Annotated in this window: 26 protein-coding genes and 2 pseudogenes; 11 read left to right on the plus strand and 17 right to left on the minus strand. The window is 40.9% G+C overall.

The features are described 5' to 3' along the window. Positions 1-255, minus strand: a 255-nt coding sequence (locus tag RRG12_RS02110) for an AIPR family protein (RefSeq protein ID WP_420758162.1), incomplete at its 3' end; no start/stop codon positions are given. A 304-nt stretch (positions 256-559) separates the two neighbouring features. Here RRG12_RS02110 and RRG12_RS02115 point away from each other — a divergent pair. Next, positions 560-985 carry a GFA family protein gene (locus RRG12_RS02115; RefSeq protein ID WP_322698193.1) on the plus strand — a complete coding sequence of 142 codons (426 nt, stop codon included), beginning with the start codon at positions 560-562 and terminating at the stop codon, positions 983-985. A gap of 85 nt (positions 986-1,070) precedes the next feature. On the opposite strand, the gene RRG12_RS02120 is transcribed toward RRG12_RS02115, so the two are convergent. The 3 genes from RRG12_RS02120 to RRG12_RS02130 all read right to left on the minus strand — a co-directional run bounded on the left by RRG12_RS02120 (position 1,071) and on the right by RRG12_RS02130 (position 3,188). Continuing rightward, positions 1,071-1,322: a hypothetical protein gene (locus RRG12_RS02120; protein ID WP_185583233.1), complete on the minus strand. Its 252-nt coding sequence runs from the start codon at positions 1,320-1,322 to the stop codon at positions 1,071-1,073. A 268-nt stretch (positions 1,323-1,590) separates the two neighbouring features. Then, entirely contained in the window at positions 1,591-2,244 is a 654-nt protein-coding gene (locus RRG12_RS02125) for a sigma-70 family RNA polymerase sigma factor (protein WP_420758279.1), read from the minus strand. Beyond that, a complete protein-coding gene (locus RRG12_RS02130) occupies positions 2,241-3,188 on the minus strand; it encodes an IS5 family transposase (protein ID WP_420758163.1) in 948 nt (315 codons plus the stop codon). Before RRG12_RS02130 ends, RRG12_RS02125 begins: the two co-directional genes overlap by 4 nt. An 87-nt stretch (positions 3,189-3,275) precedes the next feature. Here RRG12_RS02130 and RRG12_RS02135 point away from each other — a divergent pair. Then, a pseudogene (locus tag RRG12_RS02135) lies at positions 3,276-3,518 on the plus strand (transposase); the annotation flags it as partial. A 250-nt stretch (positions 3,519-3,768) separates the two neighbouring features. On the opposite strand, the gene RRG12_RS02140 reads toward RRG12_RS02135, so the two are convergent. Beyond that, positions 3,769-4,185: a hypothetical protein gene (locus tag RRG12_RS02140; protein ID WP_114080950.1), complete on the minus strand. Its 417-nt coding sequence runs from the start codon at positions 4,183-4,185 to the stop codon at positions 3,769-3,771. Here RRG12_RS02140 and RRG12_RS02145 point away from each other — a divergent pair. Then, complete coding sequence (locus RRG12_RS02145) at positions 4,184-4,435, plus strand: hypothetical protein (protein WP_420758164.1); 252 nt, start codon at positions 4,184-4,186, stop codon at positions 4,433-4,435. The two genes, RRG12_RS02140 and RRG12_RS02145, sit on opposite strands and share 2 nt — an antisense overlap. Before the next feature lie 42 nt (positions 4,436-4,477). Here the strand turns inward: RRG12_RS02145 and RRG12_RS02150 are convergent, their stop codons facing one another. The 4 genes from RRG12_RS02150 to RRG12_RS02165 form a co-directional block, all read right to left on the minus strand. After that, positions 4,478-4,930: a DUF1392 family protein gene (locus RRG12_RS02150; RefSeq protein WP_420758165.1), complete on the minus strand. Its 453-nt coding sequence runs from the start codon at positions 4,928-4,930 to the stop codon at positions 4,478-4,480. A gap of 163 nt (positions 4,931-5,093) precedes the next feature. Further along, on the minus strand, positions 5,094-5,582 hold the full coding sequence (locus RRG12_RS02155) for a TIGR00725 family protein (protein ID WP_420758166.1): 489 nt from the start codon (positions 5,580-5,582) through the stop codon (positions 5,094-5,096). Positions 5,583-5,706: 124 nt separating this feature from the next. Continuing rightward, on the minus strand, positions 5,707-5,982 hold the full coding sequence (locus tag RRG12_RS02160; protein ID WP_084227073.1) for a UBP-type zinc finger domain-containing protein: 276 nt from the start codon (positions 5,980-5,982) through the stop codon (positions 5,707-5,709). 175 nt (positions 5,983-6,157) lie between these two features. Further along, positions 6,158-6,349: a hypothetical protein gene (locus RRG12_RS02165; RefSeq protein ID WP_114081252.1), complete on the minus strand. Its 192-nt coding sequence runs from the start codon at positions 6,347-6,349 to the stop codon at positions 6,158-6,160. Positions 6,350-6,447: 98 nt separating this feature from the next. On the opposite strand from RRG12_RS02165, the gene RRG12_RS02170 reads away from it, so the two are divergent. Together RRG12_RS02170 and RRG12_RS02175 are read left to right on the plus strand one after the other, a co-directional pair. Further along, positions 6,448-6,588, plus strand: coding sequence for a hypothetical protein (locus RRG12_RS02170; RefSeq protein ID WP_159402653.1), 141 nt, complete (start codon positions 6,448-6,450; stop codon positions 6,586-6,588). Beyond that, complete coding sequence (locus RRG12_RS02175) at positions 6,585-7,085, plus strand: VOC family protein (protein ID WP_420758167.1); 501 nt, start codon at positions 6,585-6,587, stop codon at positions 7,083-7,085. Before RRG12_RS02170 ends, RRG12_RS02175 begins: the two co-directional genes overlap by 4 nt. A gap of 93 nt (positions 7,086-7,178) precedes the next feature. On the opposite strand, the gene RRG12_RS02180 is transcribed toward RRG12_RS02175, so the two are convergent. The 4 genes and pseudogenes from RRG12_RS02180 to infC form a co-directional block, all read right to left on the minus strand. Continuing rightward, on the minus strand, positions 7,179-7,454 hold the full coding sequence (locus tag RRG12_RS02180; RefSeq protein ID WP_420758168.1) for an HU family DNA-binding protein: 276 nt from the start codon (positions 7,452-7,454) through the stop codon (positions 7,179-7,181). 483 nt (positions 7,455-7,937) lie between these two features. Next, a pseudogene (locus RRG12_RS02185) lies at positions 7,938-8,764 on the minus strand (IS5 family transposase). Positions 8,765-8,866: 102 nt separating this feature from the next. Next, positions 8,867-9,760, minus strand: a complete 894-nt coding sequence (locus RRG12_RS02190; RefSeq protein WP_420758169.1) for a transposase — start codon at positions 9,758-9,760, stop codon at positions 8,867-8,869. A gap of 160 nt (positions 9,761-9,920) precedes the next feature. Then, on the minus strand, positions 9,921-10,436 hold the full coding sequence (gene infC / locus RRG12_RS02195) for a translation initiation factor IF-3 (protein ID WP_420758280.1): 516 nt from the start codon (positions 10,434-10,436) through the stop codon (positions 9,921-9,923). Positions 10,437-10,939: 503 nt separating this feature from the next. Between infC and RRG12_RS02200 the strand changes: the two genes are divergently transcribed. After that, positions 10,940-11,128, plus strand: a complete 189-nt coding sequence (locus tag RRG12_RS02200; RefSeq protein ID WP_420758170.1) for a hypothetical protein — start codon at positions 10,940-10,942, stop codon at positions 11,126-11,128. A 185-nt stretch (positions 11,129-11,313) separates the two neighbouring features. Here RRG12_RS02200 and RRG12_RS02205 read toward each other — a convergent pair whose 3' ends face one another. Further along, positions 11,314-12,270, minus strand: a complete 957-nt coding sequence (locus RRG12_RS02205) for a Zn-binding domain-containing protein (RefSeq protein ID WP_420758171.1) — start codon at positions 12,268-12,270, stop codon at positions 11,314-11,316. 373 nt (positions 12,271-12,643) lie between these two features. Between RRG12_RS02205 and RRG12_RS02210 the strand changes: the two genes are divergently transcribed. Together RRG12_RS02210 and RRG12_RS02215 are read left to right on the plus strand one after the other, a co-directional pair. Beyond that, a complete protein-coding gene (locus tag RRG12_RS02210) occupies positions 12,644-14,305 on the plus strand; it encodes an ISL3 family transposase (protein WP_420758172.1) in 1,662 nt (553 codons plus the stop codon). 70 nt (positions 14,306-14,375) lie between these two features. Further along, the gene (locus tag RRG12_RS02215; protein WP_114085619.1) at positions 14,376-14,726 is read left to right on the plus strand and encodes a four helix bundle protein; all 351 of its coding nucleotides are present in this window, start codon (positions 14,376-14,378) and stop codon (positions 14,724-14,726) included. 5 nt (positions 14,727-14,731) lie between these two features. Here RRG12_RS02215 and RRG12_RS02220 read toward each other — a convergent pair whose 3' ends face one another. After that, entirely contained in the window at positions 14,732-16,495 is a 1,764-nt protein-coding gene (locus tag RRG12_RS02220) for a DEAD/DEAH box helicase (protein WP_420758173.1), read from the minus strand. A 319-nt stretch (positions 16,496-16,814) separates the two neighbouring features. On the opposite strand from RRG12_RS02220, the gene RRG12_RS02225 reads away from it, so the two are divergent. After that, a complete protein-coding gene (locus RRG12_RS02225) occupies positions 16,815-17,060 on the plus strand; it encodes a hypothetical protein (protein WP_420758174.1) in 246 nt (81 codons plus the stop codon). A gap of 127 nt (positions 17,061-17,187) precedes the next feature. After that, positions 17,188-17,424 (plus strand): hypothetical protein, encoded by a 237-nt coding sequence (locus RRG12_RS02230; RefSeq protein WP_420758175.1) that lies wholly within the window; start codon positions 17,188-17,190, stop codon positions 17,422-17,424. 30 nt (positions 17,425-17,454) lie between these two features. Here the strand turns inward: RRG12_RS02230 and RRG12_RS02235 are convergent, their stop codons facing one another. Then, on the minus strand, positions 17,455-17,670 hold the full coding sequence (locus tag RRG12_RS02235) for a hypothetical protein (protein WP_420758176.1): 216 nt from the start codon (positions 17,668-17,670) through the stop codon (positions 17,455-17,457). A gap of 67 nt (positions 17,671-17,737) precedes the next feature. Then, a complete protein-coding gene (locus tag RRG12_RS02240) occupies positions 17,738-18,727 on the minus strand; it encodes a helix-turn-helix domain-containing protein (protein ID WP_420758177.1) in 990 nt (329 codons plus the stop codon). A gap of 482 nt (positions 18,728-19,209) precedes the next feature. On the opposite strand from RRG12_RS02240, the gene RRG12_RS02245 reads away from it, so the two are divergent. Further along, positions 19,210-20,568, plus strand: a complete 1,359-nt coding sequence (locus RRG12_RS02245; protein ID WP_420758178.1) for a plasmid replication protein, CyRepA1 family — start codon at positions 19,210-19,212, stop codon at positions 20,566-20,568. Positions 20,569-20,571 lie beyond the last annotated feature (3 nt).

Genomic DNA, 20,571 nt, shown 5'->3' on the forward strand with positions numbered 1-20,571 from the left:
TTCAGTTTTGTTCTTGACAGGTTTAGTTTTATTGGCTGACAGAACGATTCCACTGTGGCGAGAGAAGAATTTTCCAGGTTCGGTCGTCAGGGAGTCGAAGACTTGTCTGTAGGTCGCGCTTTTGCGATTCGGTTCGCGGATGTTCGGTTCTAGAGGGAGGTCTATAGGGAACGAATCTACATGGGCGGTGGCGATGATGCAATTGGGGTTGGCTTGAATATAGTTATCTATCTTGATGTTCCAAGTCTTGGGCATAGTTGATTTGCAATGTCAGGGGAATTTCTATGTTAACCAAAACCTGTATCTGATATCCCGTTTCTCGCTAATGCCAAGTACAGAATTATGTTGCGTCGTCTTGTTCTCTAAAGATTTACTTTATAAATAGTCTCTCAGCAAGCTTTCTAGAGAATAAATTGTAAAAGTTGTTTCGTAACTTTGCTTTTACCTTTAAAAGAGCAAAGTCATGAAAGCGAACTACTTAATATTCTTGGCATTTCCAGTATGAAATAGGGGAAAATGTGAGTAATTGGAGCGCCTGCGTGGAGTCAGAGAAAATAATATGTCTAACGTAAGCATTGCAAAAGGTAGTTGCCTGTGTGGAGCAGTAAGTCTTTCTACAACTAGCATGAGTAAAAGTGTGGGAGCGTGTCATTGTAGTATCTGCCGCAATTGGGGCGGAGGGCCTTTGTTAGTCGTTGACTGTGAAAGTGATGTTAGCTTCTCTGGTGAAGAAAATATCGGAGTTTATCAATCTTCAGAATGGGCAGAACGTGGATTCTGTAAGCAGTGTGGTAGCCATCTCTTTTACAAATTGAAACAAAGTAACCAGTATTTCATGCCTGTTGGACTATTCGATAGTTCTGAAGGTCTTGTTTTCGATCATCAGGTATTCATTGATGAAAAGCCCCAATATTACTGTTTTGCCAATGAAACTAAAAACCTGACAGGGGCCGAGGTCTTTGCACAGTTTGCATCTCCTGAATGACCCTAAACATTAGAGTTACTTTTTACCAGTTTGAGTTAGGTTGGGCGAATGAGCGCACTGCTTCACTCACCCAAGAGACAACAAATCACCCAGCGATATCCTTCCCGCTTTTATAGTTCATAGCTCTGGGTTTCCTCTTGCCTATAGGGACTAATTTCGATTGCTTAGGTGCTTGTGGCGGACGGCATTGCTCACAGTAGAGTGGTCGCACACCAAAGGTTTCTCGTTGTGTGGGCTGTTCACACTGCTTACATACGAAGTTGAAAACGCGAGTGTGAATTTCCCGCTTGTGCGCTCTAACGGTGTACTCTCGGACATCAATTGTTTTGCTGGGCATCGGTTCTATAATCGCTGTTCTATTTATAAGGATAGTTTCTGGGCATCAATATATTCATGCACCATTTGATTGAAACAGTAACAATCTGATGGTTTTTCGCCGGGGATTAAGCAGAGGCAATGCCGCCGGAAAGTGCGAATACGCGATCGCACTCCTGACAACCGCAATTGGAGGCATCTGTAACAGCAGTGGCGACTGCTTTTAGTCTTTGAAGTAGCGAATTCGACTTATATAAATGAAACTAGAGTTCAATAACCCTTAGTTAGTCCTAATTAAGAAGATAGTCTTTAATATTGTTTTGATGAGAGCGCAAAATTTTTAAAGCAAGATGTTCACTCTTACGAATTGTCTCTCGACTAAGATTTAGGCGTTTTGCAACTTGACTCAAGGTTAGTTGCTGATTATCTTCCAATCCAAAACGTAGAGTCAATACTTCTCGTTGCCTTGGATTGAGCAATGCCAGCAACTTACTCAAGTCTTGATGTAAAAGCTCTTGAGCTATTTGCTCATCTAGGGAAATACCATCCATCGGTAAAATATCAGCTAGTTCAGTTTCACGCTCATCCCCAACTCGCATTTCTAGCGACACTGGAGCGCGGGAAACGTGAAGATATTCCCGTATTTGATTGGGTAATAGATTTAAGGATTCGGCAATTTCTGCTACAACTGGAGGACGACCTAAAGATTGAGACAGTTGCTGCTGTACTCTCCTGATTTTGTTTAATTTCTCATTGATATGGATTGGCAGACGGATAGTGCGAGACTTTTCTCCGATCGCGCGTGTTATTGACTGCTTAATCCACCAGTAAACGTAGGTTGATAGTTTATAGCCTCGGTTGGGATCAAACTTTTCGATTCCCTTTGGCTTTGTTGCATGAAACAGAAAAAAGGCACACCAACTCTTAGCAGAGTTAGTAATTATTTTTCCACTTTGTAGCTATCTGGCTTGCCTAACTGAATCATGCGATTAAGTGCAGCACATTGCAGAAATAACTCAACAGCTTGATTGTCAAAAAAGCGTCGTCTTAGCTTACCCCCAAAAATAATTTTTAGTCGAAACATAGCTGTTTCAGACAAAGAACGTCGATGATATCTACTTTCTTGCTTCCATTGCTGGCGACCAATTTGATGTATCCGACGCAAATTTTCATCTCTTTGATGTGGAGGCAGTTCAGAGTTATGAGGCTGTTGAATCTGAGCGTTACTGCGAGGTGGAATCACTGCTTTGGCTTGGCGTTGAGTGATTGTGTCGTAACTTTTGTTTGTGTCATAACCGCCATCACCAGATACTTGTTCAATATTGGAGTCAATCTGCTCCAACAAGTCGGGTAGTACCTCGCAATCAGCTACATCATTAGTAGTCACCACCGCAGCCAAAATCTCTCCGCTTCCTTGATCAACTCCCAGATGCAACTTCCGCCACGTCCGTCGTTTACCTACCCCATGTGTGCGAACTTTCCATTCTCCTTCACCATACACTTTTACCCCAGTTGAATCCACTACAACATGGATTGCGTCATCCTTTGGGATTACGGGCAGTTCCACCGATAAATTGCTCAAACGACGGCATAGGGTGGAGTGATCTGGTACCTTCAACTCAATTCCCATCAAGATAAACAGTGATTCTAGAAATCCTTCCGTCTGCCGCCCTGCTAAGTTAAATACCGATTGTACAGTTCCCATCGTAGCGATCGCCACGTCACTGTAATAGTTGGAGGCTCCTTTCCGTCCTGTTTTCTTTTCGTTGCGCCACTGTTCGATTACTTCTTCACTCACCCAGAAAGTCAGGCTCCCTCGCTGCTTGAGCGCCGCATCATATTCCTGCCAGTTACGGACTCTGTAGTTAGTTTTGGCTTTCGTCTTCATAGTCCAACTAAGAAACTAGGAGGGGATTAGTAGAGGTAGGAAGGAATAAGTAAAATTTACCATTTTTCTCTATTCATGCAACAACGCCTAATTAAATTATTAGATTGGATGCATAATTCACTTTTATGTTTTCCCAAAAGTATAGGTACAATGGTTAGATGGTTTGGTGAAATAGTAGGCTATTTTGACGGGAGAACTACAAGTGGTGTTGTAGAAGGAATTAATAATAAACTCAAGTTAATTAAAAGACTAGGATATGGCTTTCGTAACTTTAGCAATTTTCGATTACGCAGTTTATTAAATTGGCATTTTACTATTAATTCTCCATAAAAGTAACCGAAGAACCAAAAGATAAGCTCTAAGCTATTCAAGGTTATCTCTTATGGCGCAGAACTTACACCTAATAGAAAAGTGCCAGCTTAAATAATTTTACAGCTTCAGCCAAACAAGCGCTTGTATTCTGTCTTAACTATGTTACTGCCAATAAGATTCAGGCATATTGATCGATATTGTTACTTTTTTATCAGCCAAACAATTTTATATTTCTATTTCAAAAATAATTAAATCTGTCGAAATTTGATTAATCTAAATACAATGCTGAACTTTGAAATGCCTCTTCTGGTGTTCCATAAAAAGTACCATTGTTAAATACGCTAGGTTCGTACTTTTCATTACTATAAGTATAAAAAGCCTTTGTCCATTTCTCTTCATTCCCTTTGTACCGCAATCGACACAGATGAATTGGTGTATTTTTGGCTCTCTCTATATATTCAGAGCGTGTTATTTTAAACATTGATAGGTCATCATTGTCTGGTAAAAATGGTTCTTTATAAGCATCTATGTAACAGAAATATCCCTTAAAACGCACATCAATACGTATGTATTTTCCTGCATAATGCTGCTCTGCATAAGCTAATATCCGGTGCTTTGTTCTCTGTTTGACCTGCTCCGGGATTTTTACTCCTCCTGAATGTGGATCGTTTACCCATCCTTTCATGATTAGCTCCTTGGGAATACTGAGGCTGATATTACACTGCAACGGCAGAGATTACAAATCTGAACTTTTTGCAATTCTTATCATTACCTCCGAGGTAAAAGCGGAAACATCTACTATTGTAGTATCGCAACTTTCAGATGCAGCAGAACCCCAACTCGTAGAAAATGCTGAAGATGTGGCTCAACCAATGGAAAATTTCCTGGGTAGTGACGACATCTTAAACTCACTCAAAACCAAGAGGATCGGGTGATAGTAACCTATAGCCTTATTCTGGAATATCAAATGACAATATTTATACACTAACATTAACTAAATCAACATCAGCAAGCCATATTGTTCTACTTTGGGCAGACAGTTCTTCTAAAGTTGGGGAGCGCCACTCTACCCCATAAAGCCAATTATCTTTGAGACTAAAAATTCCTTGAATAATACGGCGTGTCGGCCGTTCACCGAAATCAACCTCAACTATGTCCCCCAATCTAAAAGCTGGAGTAGAAACAGTGGACTTTTTTAGTACATTTGTTGTATAAAATTCTTGTTCAGCTAAGTAGAGAGTTTCATTCTGGCAAACAATTGCATAAATCCATTCCTGTTTTTCCCACAAAACACCACAGCAGTAGCCTGATAAGTCTGAGATTGGCAACAAAACTTTTTCTAACATTCTTACTGCTACTGGAGGCATAGTCTGACCCCACTCAGGAGAAATATGCCAACAGGATTCTAAAGCGGTAATTTGGTTAATCATCTGGGAATATAGTTCTCTTTTTTATACATACACTCCCTTGGAGCAGTCTGATCCGGAATATAATTTAAATTTCGGGAACCTAACGCAACAGATGGGGATTTAAACCCAATCAATTCGAGAGCCTCCCAATTTGAGAAGACTTTACTGATACACTAATTCGTAACTAAGATAAAATTATTTTGGCAGTAGCGATTGCCTGCTCCACACTCTCCACAATATAAACATTTTCTGGCGACAGTTTTTTAAAGAAAAGTTTACTTTCTTGATCATTATTCAACAAAATTACTTGCTTATTTGCTTTCAAAGCTAGAGCAATTTCTGAAGCGGTTCCTGCACCCATTCCGCAAGCAATTATCACATCACTGGTAAGAACGTTAATATTGTTTCTAGAATTACCCATGTCTGTGAAAATAGCAATATCCACCCAAGAGGACATACCATCCTGATTTCCACCTGGAAGAATACCAATAGTTAAACCATCAGCAGATTTTGCACCTTTGCTTACTGCATCCATTACCCCTACATTTCTACCACCAGTGAGTAAAACCCATCCTTGTTTGGCAATAAATTGACCTAATATATAAGCATCTTGTAAATCATTTGCTGTCGCATTTTTTCCTCTCCCCATAACCCCAATAATAATTCTTCGCATAAAATTTCAGATGATACTGGTTTTGGGCAAAAAGTCAAAGCTTTCTCCATAAAAGGGCAATTGGCTGAGGCGTTAGGAAGATAGCAATCGCCCTCTTTTGGCAGTGAAGCGCCTTTGCCTCACTTTAGTAGTTTTTTGCCTGCTCATCCAAAAAACACCATAACCACTGTTCTCCTAATTCAGCCGAGCTAATTACTGAATGTCCAGTTTCCTCGTAATGCCGTCGGGCATGTTGATGAACAGAAGAATCACAGCACAGCATCTTGCCGCAACTTTGACAAATACGGAGATGCACCCAGCGACTGTTTATTAGGATACATTCTTCACAACGAAATACTGGGTAGTTTGCTTTAGAAATCAGAGTCTCTGTAGTTAGATTGTCTAAATGTTCGCAACTCATAGGAATTTGAATGACACGTTAATCAGAGTATAGATTAGTGCAGAGAAACTTCTATTTAATACAGTGATGGCTGCGCCAACGCCTGCCAGAGAATGCCCAAATGTGAACAGCGCCTCTTTTTTTGAGAAGGGCTGTAAGTCAACGCTACAGCTTTGCAATACAACCAAATTTTTAATTAAACATCAATATTCATCTGTTCTATCTGTCTCGCAGCTTTATCCCACAGCTTTGCAGAAGCCTCATCTTTCCAATGATTTCTGAGATTTTCTGCTTTTTTATGACTGATTCGTTCTAACATTTCTAGAACTGCGGCTAATGTTAATTGATCAACAATTGCCTCTAAAGACTCCATATATTCTTTTGTCATAACTAACCTCTTGAATAACTTTTAACATTATTTCCTAATTTTACATATTTAGATAGGTAATCTATATTGTTATATTTCACAATTATATTAGATAACAAATGCCAACGAAAGTTACAGTCAAAGTTTTGCTGAAGGCTTACGTTTGTCTATCCTTACTACCAGCAGAGTTAAAAGCCATGCCTGCGGCGAGCTATGCCGGAGCAGATAATCCTACTAACCCAATTATAATGAAGTTTTGAAACAACATAACTTGCTAAAAACAATCGACCATATTTACCTGTCAGTATCTAATTTTTCTCAATCTGAGACATTCTACGACTTGGTAATGCGAGAACTCGGACAACACAAGGGCGATAAAGTTATTGCTGAAGAACCACACGCTCATTACTTCGGCCCGCAATTTCAGTTAACGATTCGACCTGCAAGGTCAGCACAAAAACACGATCCTTATGCTCCTGGTTTGCATCATCTCTGCTTTCAGGTAGAGACAATGACTGACGTAGATTTATGCTTTAAGAAACTCAGATCAGTAGGAATCAATGTTAGCCAACCCAAACGATATCCCGAATATCATCCTGAGTATTACGCAATATTTTTTGATGATCCAGACGGAATCAGATTGGAAATCGTCGCTAAAACATCTACTCGTCAAGCATTAGAGTTGCGGTGGGACGAATTGAAAGAATTTCTTAATCCTCTGCAAACATTGCCTAATACTGAGTTTCATAACGCCTAATAAAGTTTAGCGCCTACCATTACCCACGCTGTCTGAAAAACAGCAATTGCTACAGCTTTATAGTGATCGCTCCCTAATAGTAAAGCAATTCATCTATGGCGCTACTTTTTCTTTAAACTGTTTCCCAGCAGAGAATGCAGGCACTTTAGTCGCTGGGATAGTCATTGGCTCATTGGTTTTCGGATTACGCCCTTCGCGTTCTGAGCGTTCGCGTCGCTCGAATGACCCAAACCCGACGAGCGTTACCTTTTCACCATTAGCTACAGCCTCGGTAACAACTGACAAAAAAGCACTAATGATTTCATCAGCTTGCTTTTTTGTGATGTTGGTCTTTGATGCTACAGCATCCACTAGTTCGCCTTTGTTCATAAATCACCCTGAAACATTGCCAGTATTGGAAATTTACTTTACCATTACTACCTTTTGTGAGGATAGGGGGAAAACAACTAACAATCAAGAGCATACGAAAATTAACAATGCACTGCTACTGCTGATTAGACAGTCCAACCCCATCACCAAACCGCACAGCTCCCTTGTTTCATCACCTTTGTCGCGTAGAATAAATGTCGGTATAGCCGAGCGCAACACCAAAGATATTCACAAAGAAAAAGTTCATGCGCTCCTTTGCTCCCGATTTGACAAGATCCAAACAGCATTGGTGATTGAAACTAACACTTGAACTCTTTAATTAGACTTGTCCGAAAACTCCAAAGCCAGACTGTTCAAAGCTTTAAGAGCAAGCTTTGATATCTTCGTGAAAACGTAATCATAAGGCTTTGAAATAGTTACTGATAGTTTAGAGCCATAAATAATACTTCCTAGTTATCTAAGAGCTGATTCGTAAACAAAAGATTAAGCTGCCATTCGTTTTACCATCAGACGAATCAATGAGCCGTAAATCATTGCTTCACTTATCTCTGTGTACAACTCATAATCCTTACTCAAACGCCGAAATCGATTGAGCCAGCCGAATGTCCTTTCCACAATCCACCGCTTGGGTAATCGTTCAAATGTTTTCGATATTCTTTCAATCACCTCAACACGAACCTGTTCTCCGCAAACTTGCTTGACGGCTTGAGCAAAGTTTTCTCCTGAATAGCCTTGATCTACCCAAACAACTTCCAATTTGGACAATTCCTCAGCCGCTTCATGCAGTACAACCACAGCCCCCAAACGTTCCGACGCATTGGCTTCAGTCACTAAAACGCCAATCAACAAACCTTGAGAATCCACAACTATATGTCGCTTACGGCCTTTAACCTTCTTACCACCGTCGAAACCGTAGACCTCCCCTTTTTTTCCGTTGTTTTCACTGATTGAGAGTCAGCGATCGCAACGGTAGATTGTTCATCTCTGCCTAAACTTTGTCGTAGATGATGGCGCACTTGGTCGTGAATCTGTTGCCAAATACCTTTGCGCTGCCATTTCTGAAAGTAGCCGTACACCGTTGTATAAGGAGGAAGGTCATGAGGTAGCATTTCCCACTGACACCCGGTACGTTGCACGTAGAAAATAGCATTGAGAATTTCTCTTAAATCTACTTCTACCGGATGCCCAAATCCCTTTGGTGTAGGTAGAAGAGGCTTGAGAATTAACCATTCGGCATCGCTTAAATCACTTGGGTAGGGTTTGCGGTGCGGATTCTCAATTTCTGGTAGACGGCTCATCGATAACAACATAACTACACTCGATTTAGCCTATAACCTGAGTAAAGTCAAATTCAGTTCTCTTTAGATTTTCTTTACGAATCAGCTCTAAATTAGCATTACTATTAATAGTAATTAATTTGGTAAAACTAAACTACCAATTCTTAGCCTAACTAACCCACAAACTGTTAAGATAATCTGTTCATAAGTATCAATTCTTAAGCGAAATCTTTGTGAGGCTATGCGAAATATTTTCAGCAACCGAATCAAATGCTCAATAAATATACGATTACTAGATAAAGCCTTATTTTCATCTTTCTGTTGCTGGGTTAATTCTTGTTTAGGTTTTCTTTTATGAGGGGTAGTAATATTTTCACCACCTTGGTATGCCTTATCCCCTGAAAATGGTTGAGACTTATCAAATTTTTCCTGAGACTTACGGAACAAACTTATATCTGCTGTTGGCCCACGAGAGCCTACGTCTACCTCGACAATATCTTTAGCTGATGGCAACCCGATTACTTGATTTTTTAAAGTATGTTGCCTCTTCTTTCCAGAAAAATATTTTTGTTGTTCTTTATCGTCAGAAGGTCTATTTATCGGCTGTTCCATGCTATCGACCAATAATCTGAAGTTCGTTAAGACTTCTTGAACAAACAGTAAATCGCTTTCATTATTTGAGACTTGTTCTAATAAGCTAGATGGTAAGATATCACGAAGAATGGGTATCCAATTATGGAATGTATCATTAGCTCCTGTCTTAGAAATACCAAAGAACATTCCTAATACTTGAAATGTGGGCATTTGTCTTAAATAAAATAAGCATAAACATACCTGCTCTTGGATTAATAATTTTTCTGGACGACCGCCACCAGACGCATTGATTCTAATTTTTTGACTTTCTTGTTTAGCTTTAATTTCCTTGTAACGATTTATGGCACAATTTAACAGTGATTGCAACTGCTCGTAACTAATCCCTAGAATTTGTTTCGTTTGGTGTGGATACTTCTGGATATAATCAAAAACCATAACTAATACAGAAAAATGATAGACACTTACTTAAACGTTTTACCATTTTTCTTTTCCTAAGTTAATATTTCGGACAAGTCTATTTAATTAACGCCGACGCTTCACAAGCATGAATAGAGCGATCGCACTTCGAGAGTTAAGAGATATCTTAAAAAGTAATTTAGGCAGGAATGATTAAAGCAATTAGTGAACGCTTATCAAGTGATTGAACTTTTCCTACAGAGTTGAGATCAGTTACCACCCGGTCTAGTAGTTCTCCAGCTTGGTCACGATATTGATGTTCCCGACCTCGTAAACGAACAGCAAACTTTACCGAATCGCCTTTATTCAACCACCCAACGGCTTGTTCAATGCGTAACTTATAATCAGCCACACCTATATTCAAACCAAACCGAACTTCTTTTACTACTGGTCTAGCACTTTGTGCCTGACGCTTTTTCTTTTGATACTGAAGCTTGCCATAATTCAGAATCTTTGCAACTGGAGCCTCTTTTCCTTCAGACACTAATACTAGGTCTAACTCGAGGCTTTCGGCTAACTGTAATGCTTCATTGGTATCGGTCAAACCACGATTATTATTCTCATGGTCAATCAAGAAAACTTGGGGTGACTTGATTTGCGAGTTTATTAGTTGTTTTGGAATTGCGATAACGTTTGTCTCCCATGTATTACAAATCTATAGAGTGTTAGCCATGCCGACTATTAACAGCCTTGTTGTATAAATTTATCGTAACCTAATCCTTTGCTCCTATTTTTTACAGAACCTGCATAACATAGGCGCTCTATTAGGAATTTTCTGTATGCTTTGGCATTGATTTATCCTATTGTCACCTTTTAAGAGGAACTTGTGTGAAGCTGTAAGAGAATGAAGAATTAAAGAAGAATTCAGAAGTCAGAATGGGCTAAACGCCCCGCTATCGCTAACAGGAGTCAGAATGAATTAGTGGGGGATTCAGATCCACCACTCGATTCAAGACTACTAAATCTCCGATTTAGTGGGGGAGCAAAAACGCCGTTTATTCAGACGCTCTCTACGAGACGCTAGCGCGAACGATGACTCGCTAACGCTCCGCTATCCGCCACTCGCTTAACCTTCTTCTGAATTCTGGCTCCTGACTCCTGAATTCTGTTCGTTAAACTTTCTTCTACTAATCAGTTCTAACTTACATAATTGTAAATATGCCTTCAATTTCCTACAACCGCACCGATAGCCAGCAACCACAAAGCATTACCATTGAAGGTTATGTTGTTCGCCCCGGATTACACATTCTCACTTACCAGCAACTCAAGTTGCTACGGGAGCAAACACAGTATCATTCTCAGCTTGAACATTTAGTCAACCAAGGTGTGATTAAGTTAACTGGTTAATAGTCGCCAGCACAAAAATTCTAACTCGCTACATCTAATTCCGTTGTTGCTGGCTGTTGTTACTCCCTGACAGCACCCAGCTTCTCAATAAAAGCGTCAATTACCTTGGCTGCTGACTGCTTGCCTGTTTTCAACTTCTCAAGAATTTTTCTAACCTTGCTGCTCTGCTTATTTCAACATAGGTTTTAAGTATTCTGCTTCGCTGAACTAATTGCATCCAATAAAAACAAACCCACATCTTTGTGCAATGGTTCATTATGCTGTGGACAAGCCGTTGAATGTAGGCATCTTGGACAACCAGCTTCACAATCACATTCAGATGCTAAAGCATAAGATGCAGCAGCAAATTTTGTGAAGTCGGAGAAAATAGCTTCTGCTGCACCATTCCCACCTTCACAGGTGTCAAAAAAGTAACCAATGTTTCTGCTTTCTTTTTGTATGGCCAATTCATCTACATCCAAACTGGAGGATAAAACTACCAAAGGCACAGCTTTAACTATCTGGTGCTGGATACTATGCAGTGCCGTGACTTCAGCACTGCTACTCCACAAGGATTGATAAAGTTCTGGAATCTCACCTCCATTGTTGGTCATAATTTCTTGTTTGTATTTATTGACAGTTATTTGCAGAGCTTTTTGCAACGGCTCATTTAACTCTACTAGTACGCAAGGCGCTTGGTATTTTGTGACGTATGCCTCTGAAAATGCGATTTCTTTTTGAAGTTTTGTCACTTCTGCTGCATTCAGCGCCTGCTTACACAATGAACAGCTTTTTCCTTCAAGTGGTTTTTTATAATTAGTACAACGTTGATTTTTACAAGTCATTCCGTAGGTACGCTTCATCAATCTATAACCAATTACAGAATTCGTAATTTCTCCCCAGACAAGAGTTAAACGTAAACGAGCATCTTTGATATTAGTAGGGATAATTTTAGATTCCGCCAAGGTAGAAAGTGGTTGAATATCTAATTCTGACTCTGCTTCAGTAAATAAATCTGTATCTTTTCCTAGAAATGTTAGTATTGCTTCTCCTTTGTCTGAATTTAGGCTTTCACTACGGTATGCTATTAATTGCCCACTTTCATCTTGCACCATATATATTGCTTCAGGAAATACTTCTCGATGGGCTAATGGTAGCGACATACTTTCTAAAATTTCGCCAGTATATTTGTTAATTAGAGAAATTGACCTTTGAGTGCTGCTTCTGATATTAATTTCTTTATGAGGATAACCTCTTCCCCAGAGTTTCCCGTTACCACTTAAGAAAATTTTGTTTTGTTGTAAAAGAGAATCTGCGACTGCACCGGCTGTTTTTCCAAAACGAGTATTCAGTTCTCCTAAAGTTAAACTACTTTCAGGTTCTTGGCAACTTTTGGTGATGATGAAAGGTTACGCGCTTTAAGGCAGAGGGCAGAAGGCAGAAGGCAGAAGAAAGAAAGGAATAAGTAGTATAATTGAATTACTTCAAACTTCTGACAGACATCAAACTTTTAAGGGATACGCATCAAATTTTGGTATGGAATTGCTATGCCACCTGTTACCCGATAGAACGCACATTAAACTTGAAAATTGGTTGATAGATGAAACGCAAGCAACCATTAGGTTGATTGTTTCTTCCACACAAACTATTGTTAAATGTCCAATTTGTAGCTTAACAACTCACCGAATTCATAGCCGCTACGAGCGGAAATTAGCAGACTTACCGTGGGCTGATTACAGCATTAGGCTACAGTTGCGAGTGCGAAAGTTTTTTTGCATCAACGCTAATTGTAAACGCCGCATTTTTACAGAAAGGCTCAACAGTGTGACCGCACCTTGGGCGCGAAGAACTCTGCGTTTAGCTCAACGACTGAGCGCCATTGGTTTAGCTCTGGGCGGTGCAGCAGGGGTAAGACTCTCAGAGCAATTGGGGGTAACAGCTTCTCGTAATACACTATTAAATTTAGTCCGCTCAATCCCACTACCAGCAATTGTAACGCCACAGATTCTTGGGGTAGACGACTTTTGTTTTCGTAAATGTAAAACCTATGGCACAGCACTAATTGACCTAGAACGCAGCAGACCAATCGCTCTACTCAAAGATGCAAAAGCCGAAACCCTAGCAGAATGGTTGAAAGCTCACCCTGGTATCAAAATCGTCTCACGAGATAGATCAAAAACTTATGAAAGTGGTATTCGCCAAGGAGCGCCAGAAGCCATTCACGTTGCAGACCGTTTTCACTTATTGCAGAACTTAGCTGAAACACTTAACCAAGTATTTGGTACACATCATCAAGCTCTCAAAGCTGTCGATGAAGCATACAGTCTTTCATCAGTAACCCAAACCGACGGTACTACGAGTGTGCGAGTACCACGACCAAGCCGTGAACAACAGGCACTCTTATTAGCAGAACAACGCTATGCTAGAAGACTTGCTATCCATCAGCAAGTTTGGGACTTACATCAACAAGGTTGGAGAGCAAAAGCTATAGCCCGTCAAGTTGGTATTGGTGTAACAAGTGTGTTTAATTGTCTGCGTACTCCCACCTTTCCAGAACCAACTAGACGAAGAAGCCTCGGTCGAAGTATTCTAGTTCCATATCATGAATATATCCTTCAACGCTGGAATCAAGGTTGCCACGAAGGATTAGTCTTGTTTGAAGAAATCCAAAAGCAGGGTTACAAAGGTAGTTATGATACGGTAGCCCGTTATACTCGTCGAATCCGTACTGCCCAGGGAATTCAGCCTAGAAAACTATATTCAATTAAGTCTTTACCGAAAGTCACTCAACCCAAAAAACTTTGTCTGACACCTCGTCGTGCAGTATGGATTGTGCTAGGGAAACAGGAGTCACAACCGCCTGATTCGGAGCAACTGATTGCATTACTAACAGCACAACATCCAGATTTAGCCGAAGCTATTGAGTTAGCGCAGGGCTTTGCCCAAATTGTGCGCCAACGGCAGCCTTCACAACTTGAGCCTTGGCTGACTCAAGCAGACATGAGCAATCTGACTGCTTTTCATCGCTTTGCTAAACGATTGCGTGAAGACTACGACGCTGTGAAGGCGGGTGTAACTATGTCAGTTAGTAATGGCCCAGTTGAAGGGCATATTAATCGCTTGAAAATGTTAAAGCGACAGATGTATGGTCGCGCCAAAATAGATTTACTTGAGCGACGATTCTTGTTAGCAACCTAAAGGATATAATTCTTGTACTTCAAACTTTTTATTGACTTCTGAATTCTGAATTCTGACTTCAAACTTAGTTATGAGCTATAGAAATCAGTTCATTTGGCAAAGAGCAGTTCAACTTGCCATCAATTGCTATAAATTTACACGCCTATTTCCTCAATCAGAATTGTATGGCTTAACTAGCCAAATACGCCGTTCTTCTGTATCTGTAGCATCTAATATAGCAGAAGGCTATGGCAGGCGCTCAAAGCCAGAATATATACAGTTTTTACATATTGCTTTAGGTTCTTTGAGAGAACTTGATACCCAATTAATCATTGCCAAAGAAGTAGATTTAGCTGAGAAAAATCTTTTCACACCCCTATTAAATGAAGTTGAGGAAATGCAAAGTATATTAGTTGCAAGCTTAAACAAACTTAAAGCTTGAATTTACTACTTATTCCTTTCTTTCTTCTGCCTTCTGCCTTCTGCCCTCTGCCTTAAAGCGCGTAACCTTTCATCATCACCAAAAGTTGCCAAGAACCTACTTTCAATGCAACCACATTCTAAATGTTTACCTAGAATGGTTGGATAGTCAGGGTTAAATGCGGCAGATTCAACTTCTCCTGATAGCAACTTTTGGTTATGTCGAGCGTAGTATACATCAATCGGGTTTTGTCCTAATGGCAGATAAATCACTAGCCCGTGCTGTTTGCGTCCGGCTCGACCAACTCGTTGCCAAAATGACATCAGGCTACCTGGAAACCCCCGAATTAAACAGCAGTCTAGTTCCGGTAAGTCAATTCCTGCTTCTAGGGAAGAAGTTGAAATAATTACCTTGATTTGTCCACCTTGGAGTTTTTGAATAATCTCGCTACGGCGATCGCCCGTTAAGGAACTGTAGAAAACTGCTACCTTGCTGCTTAAATAACCTAATCCAATGCGTTGTGTTTCTCTTTGAATTAACCCAAGTAAACCTTTAACAGCTGCACGAGAGTTACAAAAGACAATTCCACTCAAATTATGCTGCAACCAGGAAATCACTATTTTAGTAGCTTCAACATTAGCTGCATTGTTCGGAGCAAGAGATAATAAGGTACGTCCTTTATAGGGAGCGCCACTATCCTCAATCAGGTGTAATCTTTGGGGTTGATGGGTTCTGCCGCTAAACCGCAATGCCATATCTTCAGGATTTCCGATCGTGGCACTAGAACAGATAAATTGCAGTCTTTGGGAATTACCACCAACTGCATCAACTGCTAACCTTAGCCGCCGCATGAGATTAGCAAAGTGTGCGCCAAAAGCCCCAGTATATGTATGGCTTTCATCAATTACACAGTAACGTAACTGTCTTAAAAATTGTCGCCAACCAACTCCTTCATCCCGACGGCGCACATTATAAAGATAGTAATGCAACAAGTCGGGGCTGACTGCCAAGATGTTTGGAGGGTTGGGGATAAAAAAACGCTGCCGTTCAGTAGCTGGTGTATCTCCCGTCATCAATGCGAGTTTAAGACGAGTGTTAGGCATTGCCTTGACAAGCGACTGCAATTTTCGCATTTGATCTAGAGCTAATGCCTTGAGTGGAAAAATGTACAATGCTGTTGTTTGCGGTTGCTTAATACACGATTCCAGGATAGCCAGGTTGTAGCACAGCGTCTTTCCGCTTGCTGTAGGCGTAGTGATACTCAAGTCAAACCCAGCACGTAACTTTGTTAGAGCTTCTAATTGGTGAGAATAAATCTGAGTGATACCGTTATTCTGTAACGCTAAACGTAAAGCAGGTGGTAAATCGCCCGGTAGGGGGTGAATTATCCCTTGGTTAGCATTTTTGATATCTATCGCCCTAATGCTTGCAATCAGTTCTTGCGCTACAGACTGAAATACTACCTGGGGGATTTGTTGAATGCGCTCCCCAATTGTTGTGACTGCGGCGTTATCCTCTTCAAATGATGTTGCCGAAGAAACTAAGTTGGCGTTACTTGCTTTAATTGATCCTAAAGCTAGAGCCTGCTCCCAATCTCCAAATTGGGTTGGCTTAACTTCTTCTACAAACTTGACAATCAACCGTCTGCCCAATAATGCCATTACCTCCCCAACTCCATACTCTGGTGAGTACACATATCTACCTGCACTTAGCCATTCAGGGGGTTCTGGAATAGTTTGGTTGACGGCACGGATAATTGCGGCGTAATCGGTTGGTTTGTTATCAGTCACAAATTTACGTTTTTGCTAGCAGTAAATTATTTGTTACTGACTGCCAGTATAGGACTTAACGGCAAGCACCAAATGCCCACCCGTCCAGACGGTGGCTCCCAGACTATGCAGGATAACCAGAATTTTGAACAGCATCAGAAGCAATAAATCAGGACTTATTATCTCTTATGTCAGGATTTGTTAACTTATTCAAGGTGATTGAGCTATTTACCCCCAATTTTGTAAATATAGATACAGAAATTATTTATTTTACTCTTTCTGGTCTAGTTAAAGAGAGTAATGCTTGCAAGTTTTAATAGATTACAGACGGAGAAAGCCTATGTCCCATCAAACAGTTTCGGTTAATTCGACCGCCCCGACTCTGGCAAACCAGATCACTTCAGGTTGGAACCCAGTCTGCCACATTACGTACAACCGAGATACCTGGGTAAAGTTGCTCCAACCTCCCAGTGGCTATGCCTTTGAGGAAGCCAAGTTGCTCTGCCAGGAATCCCCAGTGACCTGGGTTGCCTGGGTGCCAGATTACGGTGAAGTGGTACTTGATCGCAGTGATTTCTATTGCTAATTAAAAGCACGGTTGATATACCCACCAGCTATTTCGCTAATGTTTTATTTGCCAGGTTAACAATGCAAGGTCAAGGTCTGGCTGATATGGGCAAGTAAGTATTCAGGTATTAAACAGGTTGAGTGTGATGAACGTCGATTCGGCTATTGATTGGGATGAAATATTTGAGTATCTGCCGGGGACAGTGGTAGAACTCAAAAATAATCCTGGGGTTTTGCATCAGATTGATTACTATGAAACCACGATGGTTCCTCCAATCTGGTTGGTGAATGATCCGCGTCCGCGTTACCCTCACGAGTTGCAAATTGTCTCTCGTCGTCACATCCAGGTTTGTGACATAGGGTCGCAGGTTGTTGCATTCTAAGCAAGTGCTGCCTTTGGTATTTAGCGTGAATTAACCACCAAAAATTGAACTTAGATTTTGAGAATTGAGTGCAGCTTGGCTAATAACCTCTAACAAGAACAAACCTACATCCTTGAGCAGTGATTCATTTTGCTGAGGACAAGCAGTTGAATGTAAGCATCTTGGACAACCCATGTCACAACCACATTCACTAGCTAAAGCATAAGCTGCGGCTACAAAACACCACTCATGACTCCAATAGTCCACATCAGCTTAACAGTTAAAATTGGCGGCGTAGCCCACACGAGAGCCGTTATCAGGCACGTGCAGTTCGTTAATATAATCCTTCTGGTGGGGAAATATCAGAGCCGGCAGCCACACCAGTGTTAGTATATTTAATCCCTGGTTTAACAGTAGGGGATTGTTGTTTTAACGATTGTAAAACAGAAGAAGAGTTATCTTGCTCATTCGATATATTGGTATTTGCTTGTTGCTGGGACATCAAAGTTAATCCTCCCATTGCGCCAGCAAGAAGAACTGTATAACCTACATATAAATGTGTCGGACGAATTTCCAATCCCATTCCTTTTTTAGATTGATCCGAAAAAGGCTGAGTTACTGGTATAGCTGCTAGGAATGGCAAAGAGGCAGCTAAAGCAACACCATTAAGTCCTAAAGCATCTCCATAACGTCGGATAAATCCACGTACAAAAATGTCATCTGATAATTCTTTCCAGTTGCCGTTTTCTAATGCCTCTATCAGCTCCGTTCGGATATGAGTAGAAAGCTGGATGTGATCCAAAGAAAGCCCTTTGGATTGACGGGTTTTTTGGAGTTGTTGCCCGATTTGACGTAAACACACCATGCGTTGTTGAGCTGCAAGTTCAGCTTGTTCAGCAAGTTCTGCTTGAGAAATTCTCTGATGATTCAGCAATTGTAGTGTTTTTTTCCACAGCGAATTTTCTGCTGTATTTTTAGAGGGTTCCTCTCGGAGAGCGCAATGCTCCTGTTGTATCTCTGGTGAAGAATTCACTGTTTCTGTGGCTTGCTTGTTATCTGTAACTGTTTCAACTTTTTGAGATTGTTGGGCAAATCGTTGAAATGCTAACCCGATTGCTTCTCTACCTACGGCTTTTAATAAATCTTGAGCCTGATCTGTTTGTTCACCTATTAACTTCTGCACAATCGCTAAAGCACGTCGATAAACTCTGCTACGATGCAGTTGTACTTCTATTTCTCCTAAAAGCGATCGCAACTCATCTTGAGAAATTTCAATATTCGGATTGTCCAGAAATTGCAAATAATATACAGGAGTAGTAACCATTGTAAAAGCCTTTTATATAAACTCAATCAAAGAAAGTTACAATCATATCTTCACTATTTTTCCTAACTTCATCTTTGTTTTCCGGATGTTAATTTGTATAATTTAAATTTTTTAATAGCTCATCAGCACTGAAGCAACTCAGTAATAACCGTAGCCATAATTCCTAAAAGAATACCAGTGTTTATTTGAGGAAAAACCTTGGGTGTTTTAAGCGTTCGCTTGATCAAACGCCTTTACGGAACATGATACCCATCCCACAATGAAGACTTAGCCAATAGCCGAAAATAGCCTAATTCCCGAATTATCTCACTTTTGAAGAAATTTTGAACATAGCGATCGCGGCTGGGGATTTGGTCAATGGAAACTATATAGGAGTGCCACTACAAAATTTAATTGATGCATTTCAGTCCCCGTGAGGGGATTTGGTCAATGGAAACTTGCATATTTATCAACGGCTAAGGTTTAACTGTCATTTTTTATAAGTGCTTACCCCGGCTTACTTTGTTGAAGCCGGGTTTTTTAACGTCTCCCTATCTGGGAAAGTGACCGTCAAAGGCACTGGTAAAGCGGCTTTCGGTTGTATCGCTCACTTGAACGAAATTCTTACCCAGTACGATTTGGTTATCGCCTCTCCAAGTTTAGAAACTGGGGTCAGCATCGACATTCGAGGACATTTTGATGGTGTTTGGGGGATATTTCAAGGTGTGCAGCCGGTTAACTCTGTGCGTCAGATGTTGGCGCGGGTTAGAGAAACTGTTGACCGTCACATTTGGGTTAGAGAATGGGGGATGTCGGTTGTAGGCAATGGTTCCACATCCATAGGAGGATTGCTCAGAAGCCAGCACGTTGCAACACAAGCGAACATTGCGCTGTTGTCGGCGGCGGATAATGACGACTACAGCTTTGTTGACCAGAATTTTCAACCGGAGTCATTGCAGACTTGGGGTAAGCGTGGTTCTGTGATTAACGTCGAAATGCGGCGCTATCGAGAGTCTGTGCTTGCGGGGTTGGTCGAGGATGGGTACACCATTATCGATGCCGACGATGTTGATGACGATGAGAGTGGGGCTGTAATCGAGTCGGTTAAGGCGGCTAGTCAGGAATTGTATACTGCGGAGTGTAAAGCGATCGCGGATTCTGATGAACTCTCCCCAACTGAACTGAAAAAACTGCAAGATAAAAGGGCGAAAACGAAAATCGAACGACATCAGCAACGCAAGGCCCAATTGTCTCGTCGCTATGAAATTGACGTAACCCCTGATTTAATCGAGAAAGATGACGACGGCTGGTATCCTCAACTGCGAATGCACTATTATTTGACACTGGGACGGGAATTTTTGACCAACCGTGATGCTAAACGGGCAGCATCGCAGTTAGAAGCTGGGGAGAATTCGATTTGGAAGCCGGATTTTAACAAGGGACAGCTATTACCTGCTGTGTTGTTACTGGAAAACCTGAATCTGTTGCAGTTTCTTACACCAGACGTTCAGTTGCGTGGCAGCGACGACAAGATGGTGGAATTTAAGGCACTGGCTGTTCAGCACAGGCACGTTATCAAGAATTATCTGAATGTGACTATCTCGGAAAAACTGACTTCCATAGCGATCGCACAGAAATTACTTGCCAAGATTGATTTGAAATTGGACTATGTGGGTCGATTAGGCAAGCGTGAAAATCGGGAGTGCGTTTATCGGTTTGTTGCTCCTGATGACGAGCGTGATTCGATTTTTCGCCAGTGGTTAAATCGGGATGAAGCACTTCAAAGTGAGTTGGTGTCAGTCACTAATAATATAGTTTTATCGACACCTATCAGTGACACAAACTCCCAAATATTAGAATAAGTA

This window comes from Nostoc sp. CALU 546 (assembly GCF_048836525.1).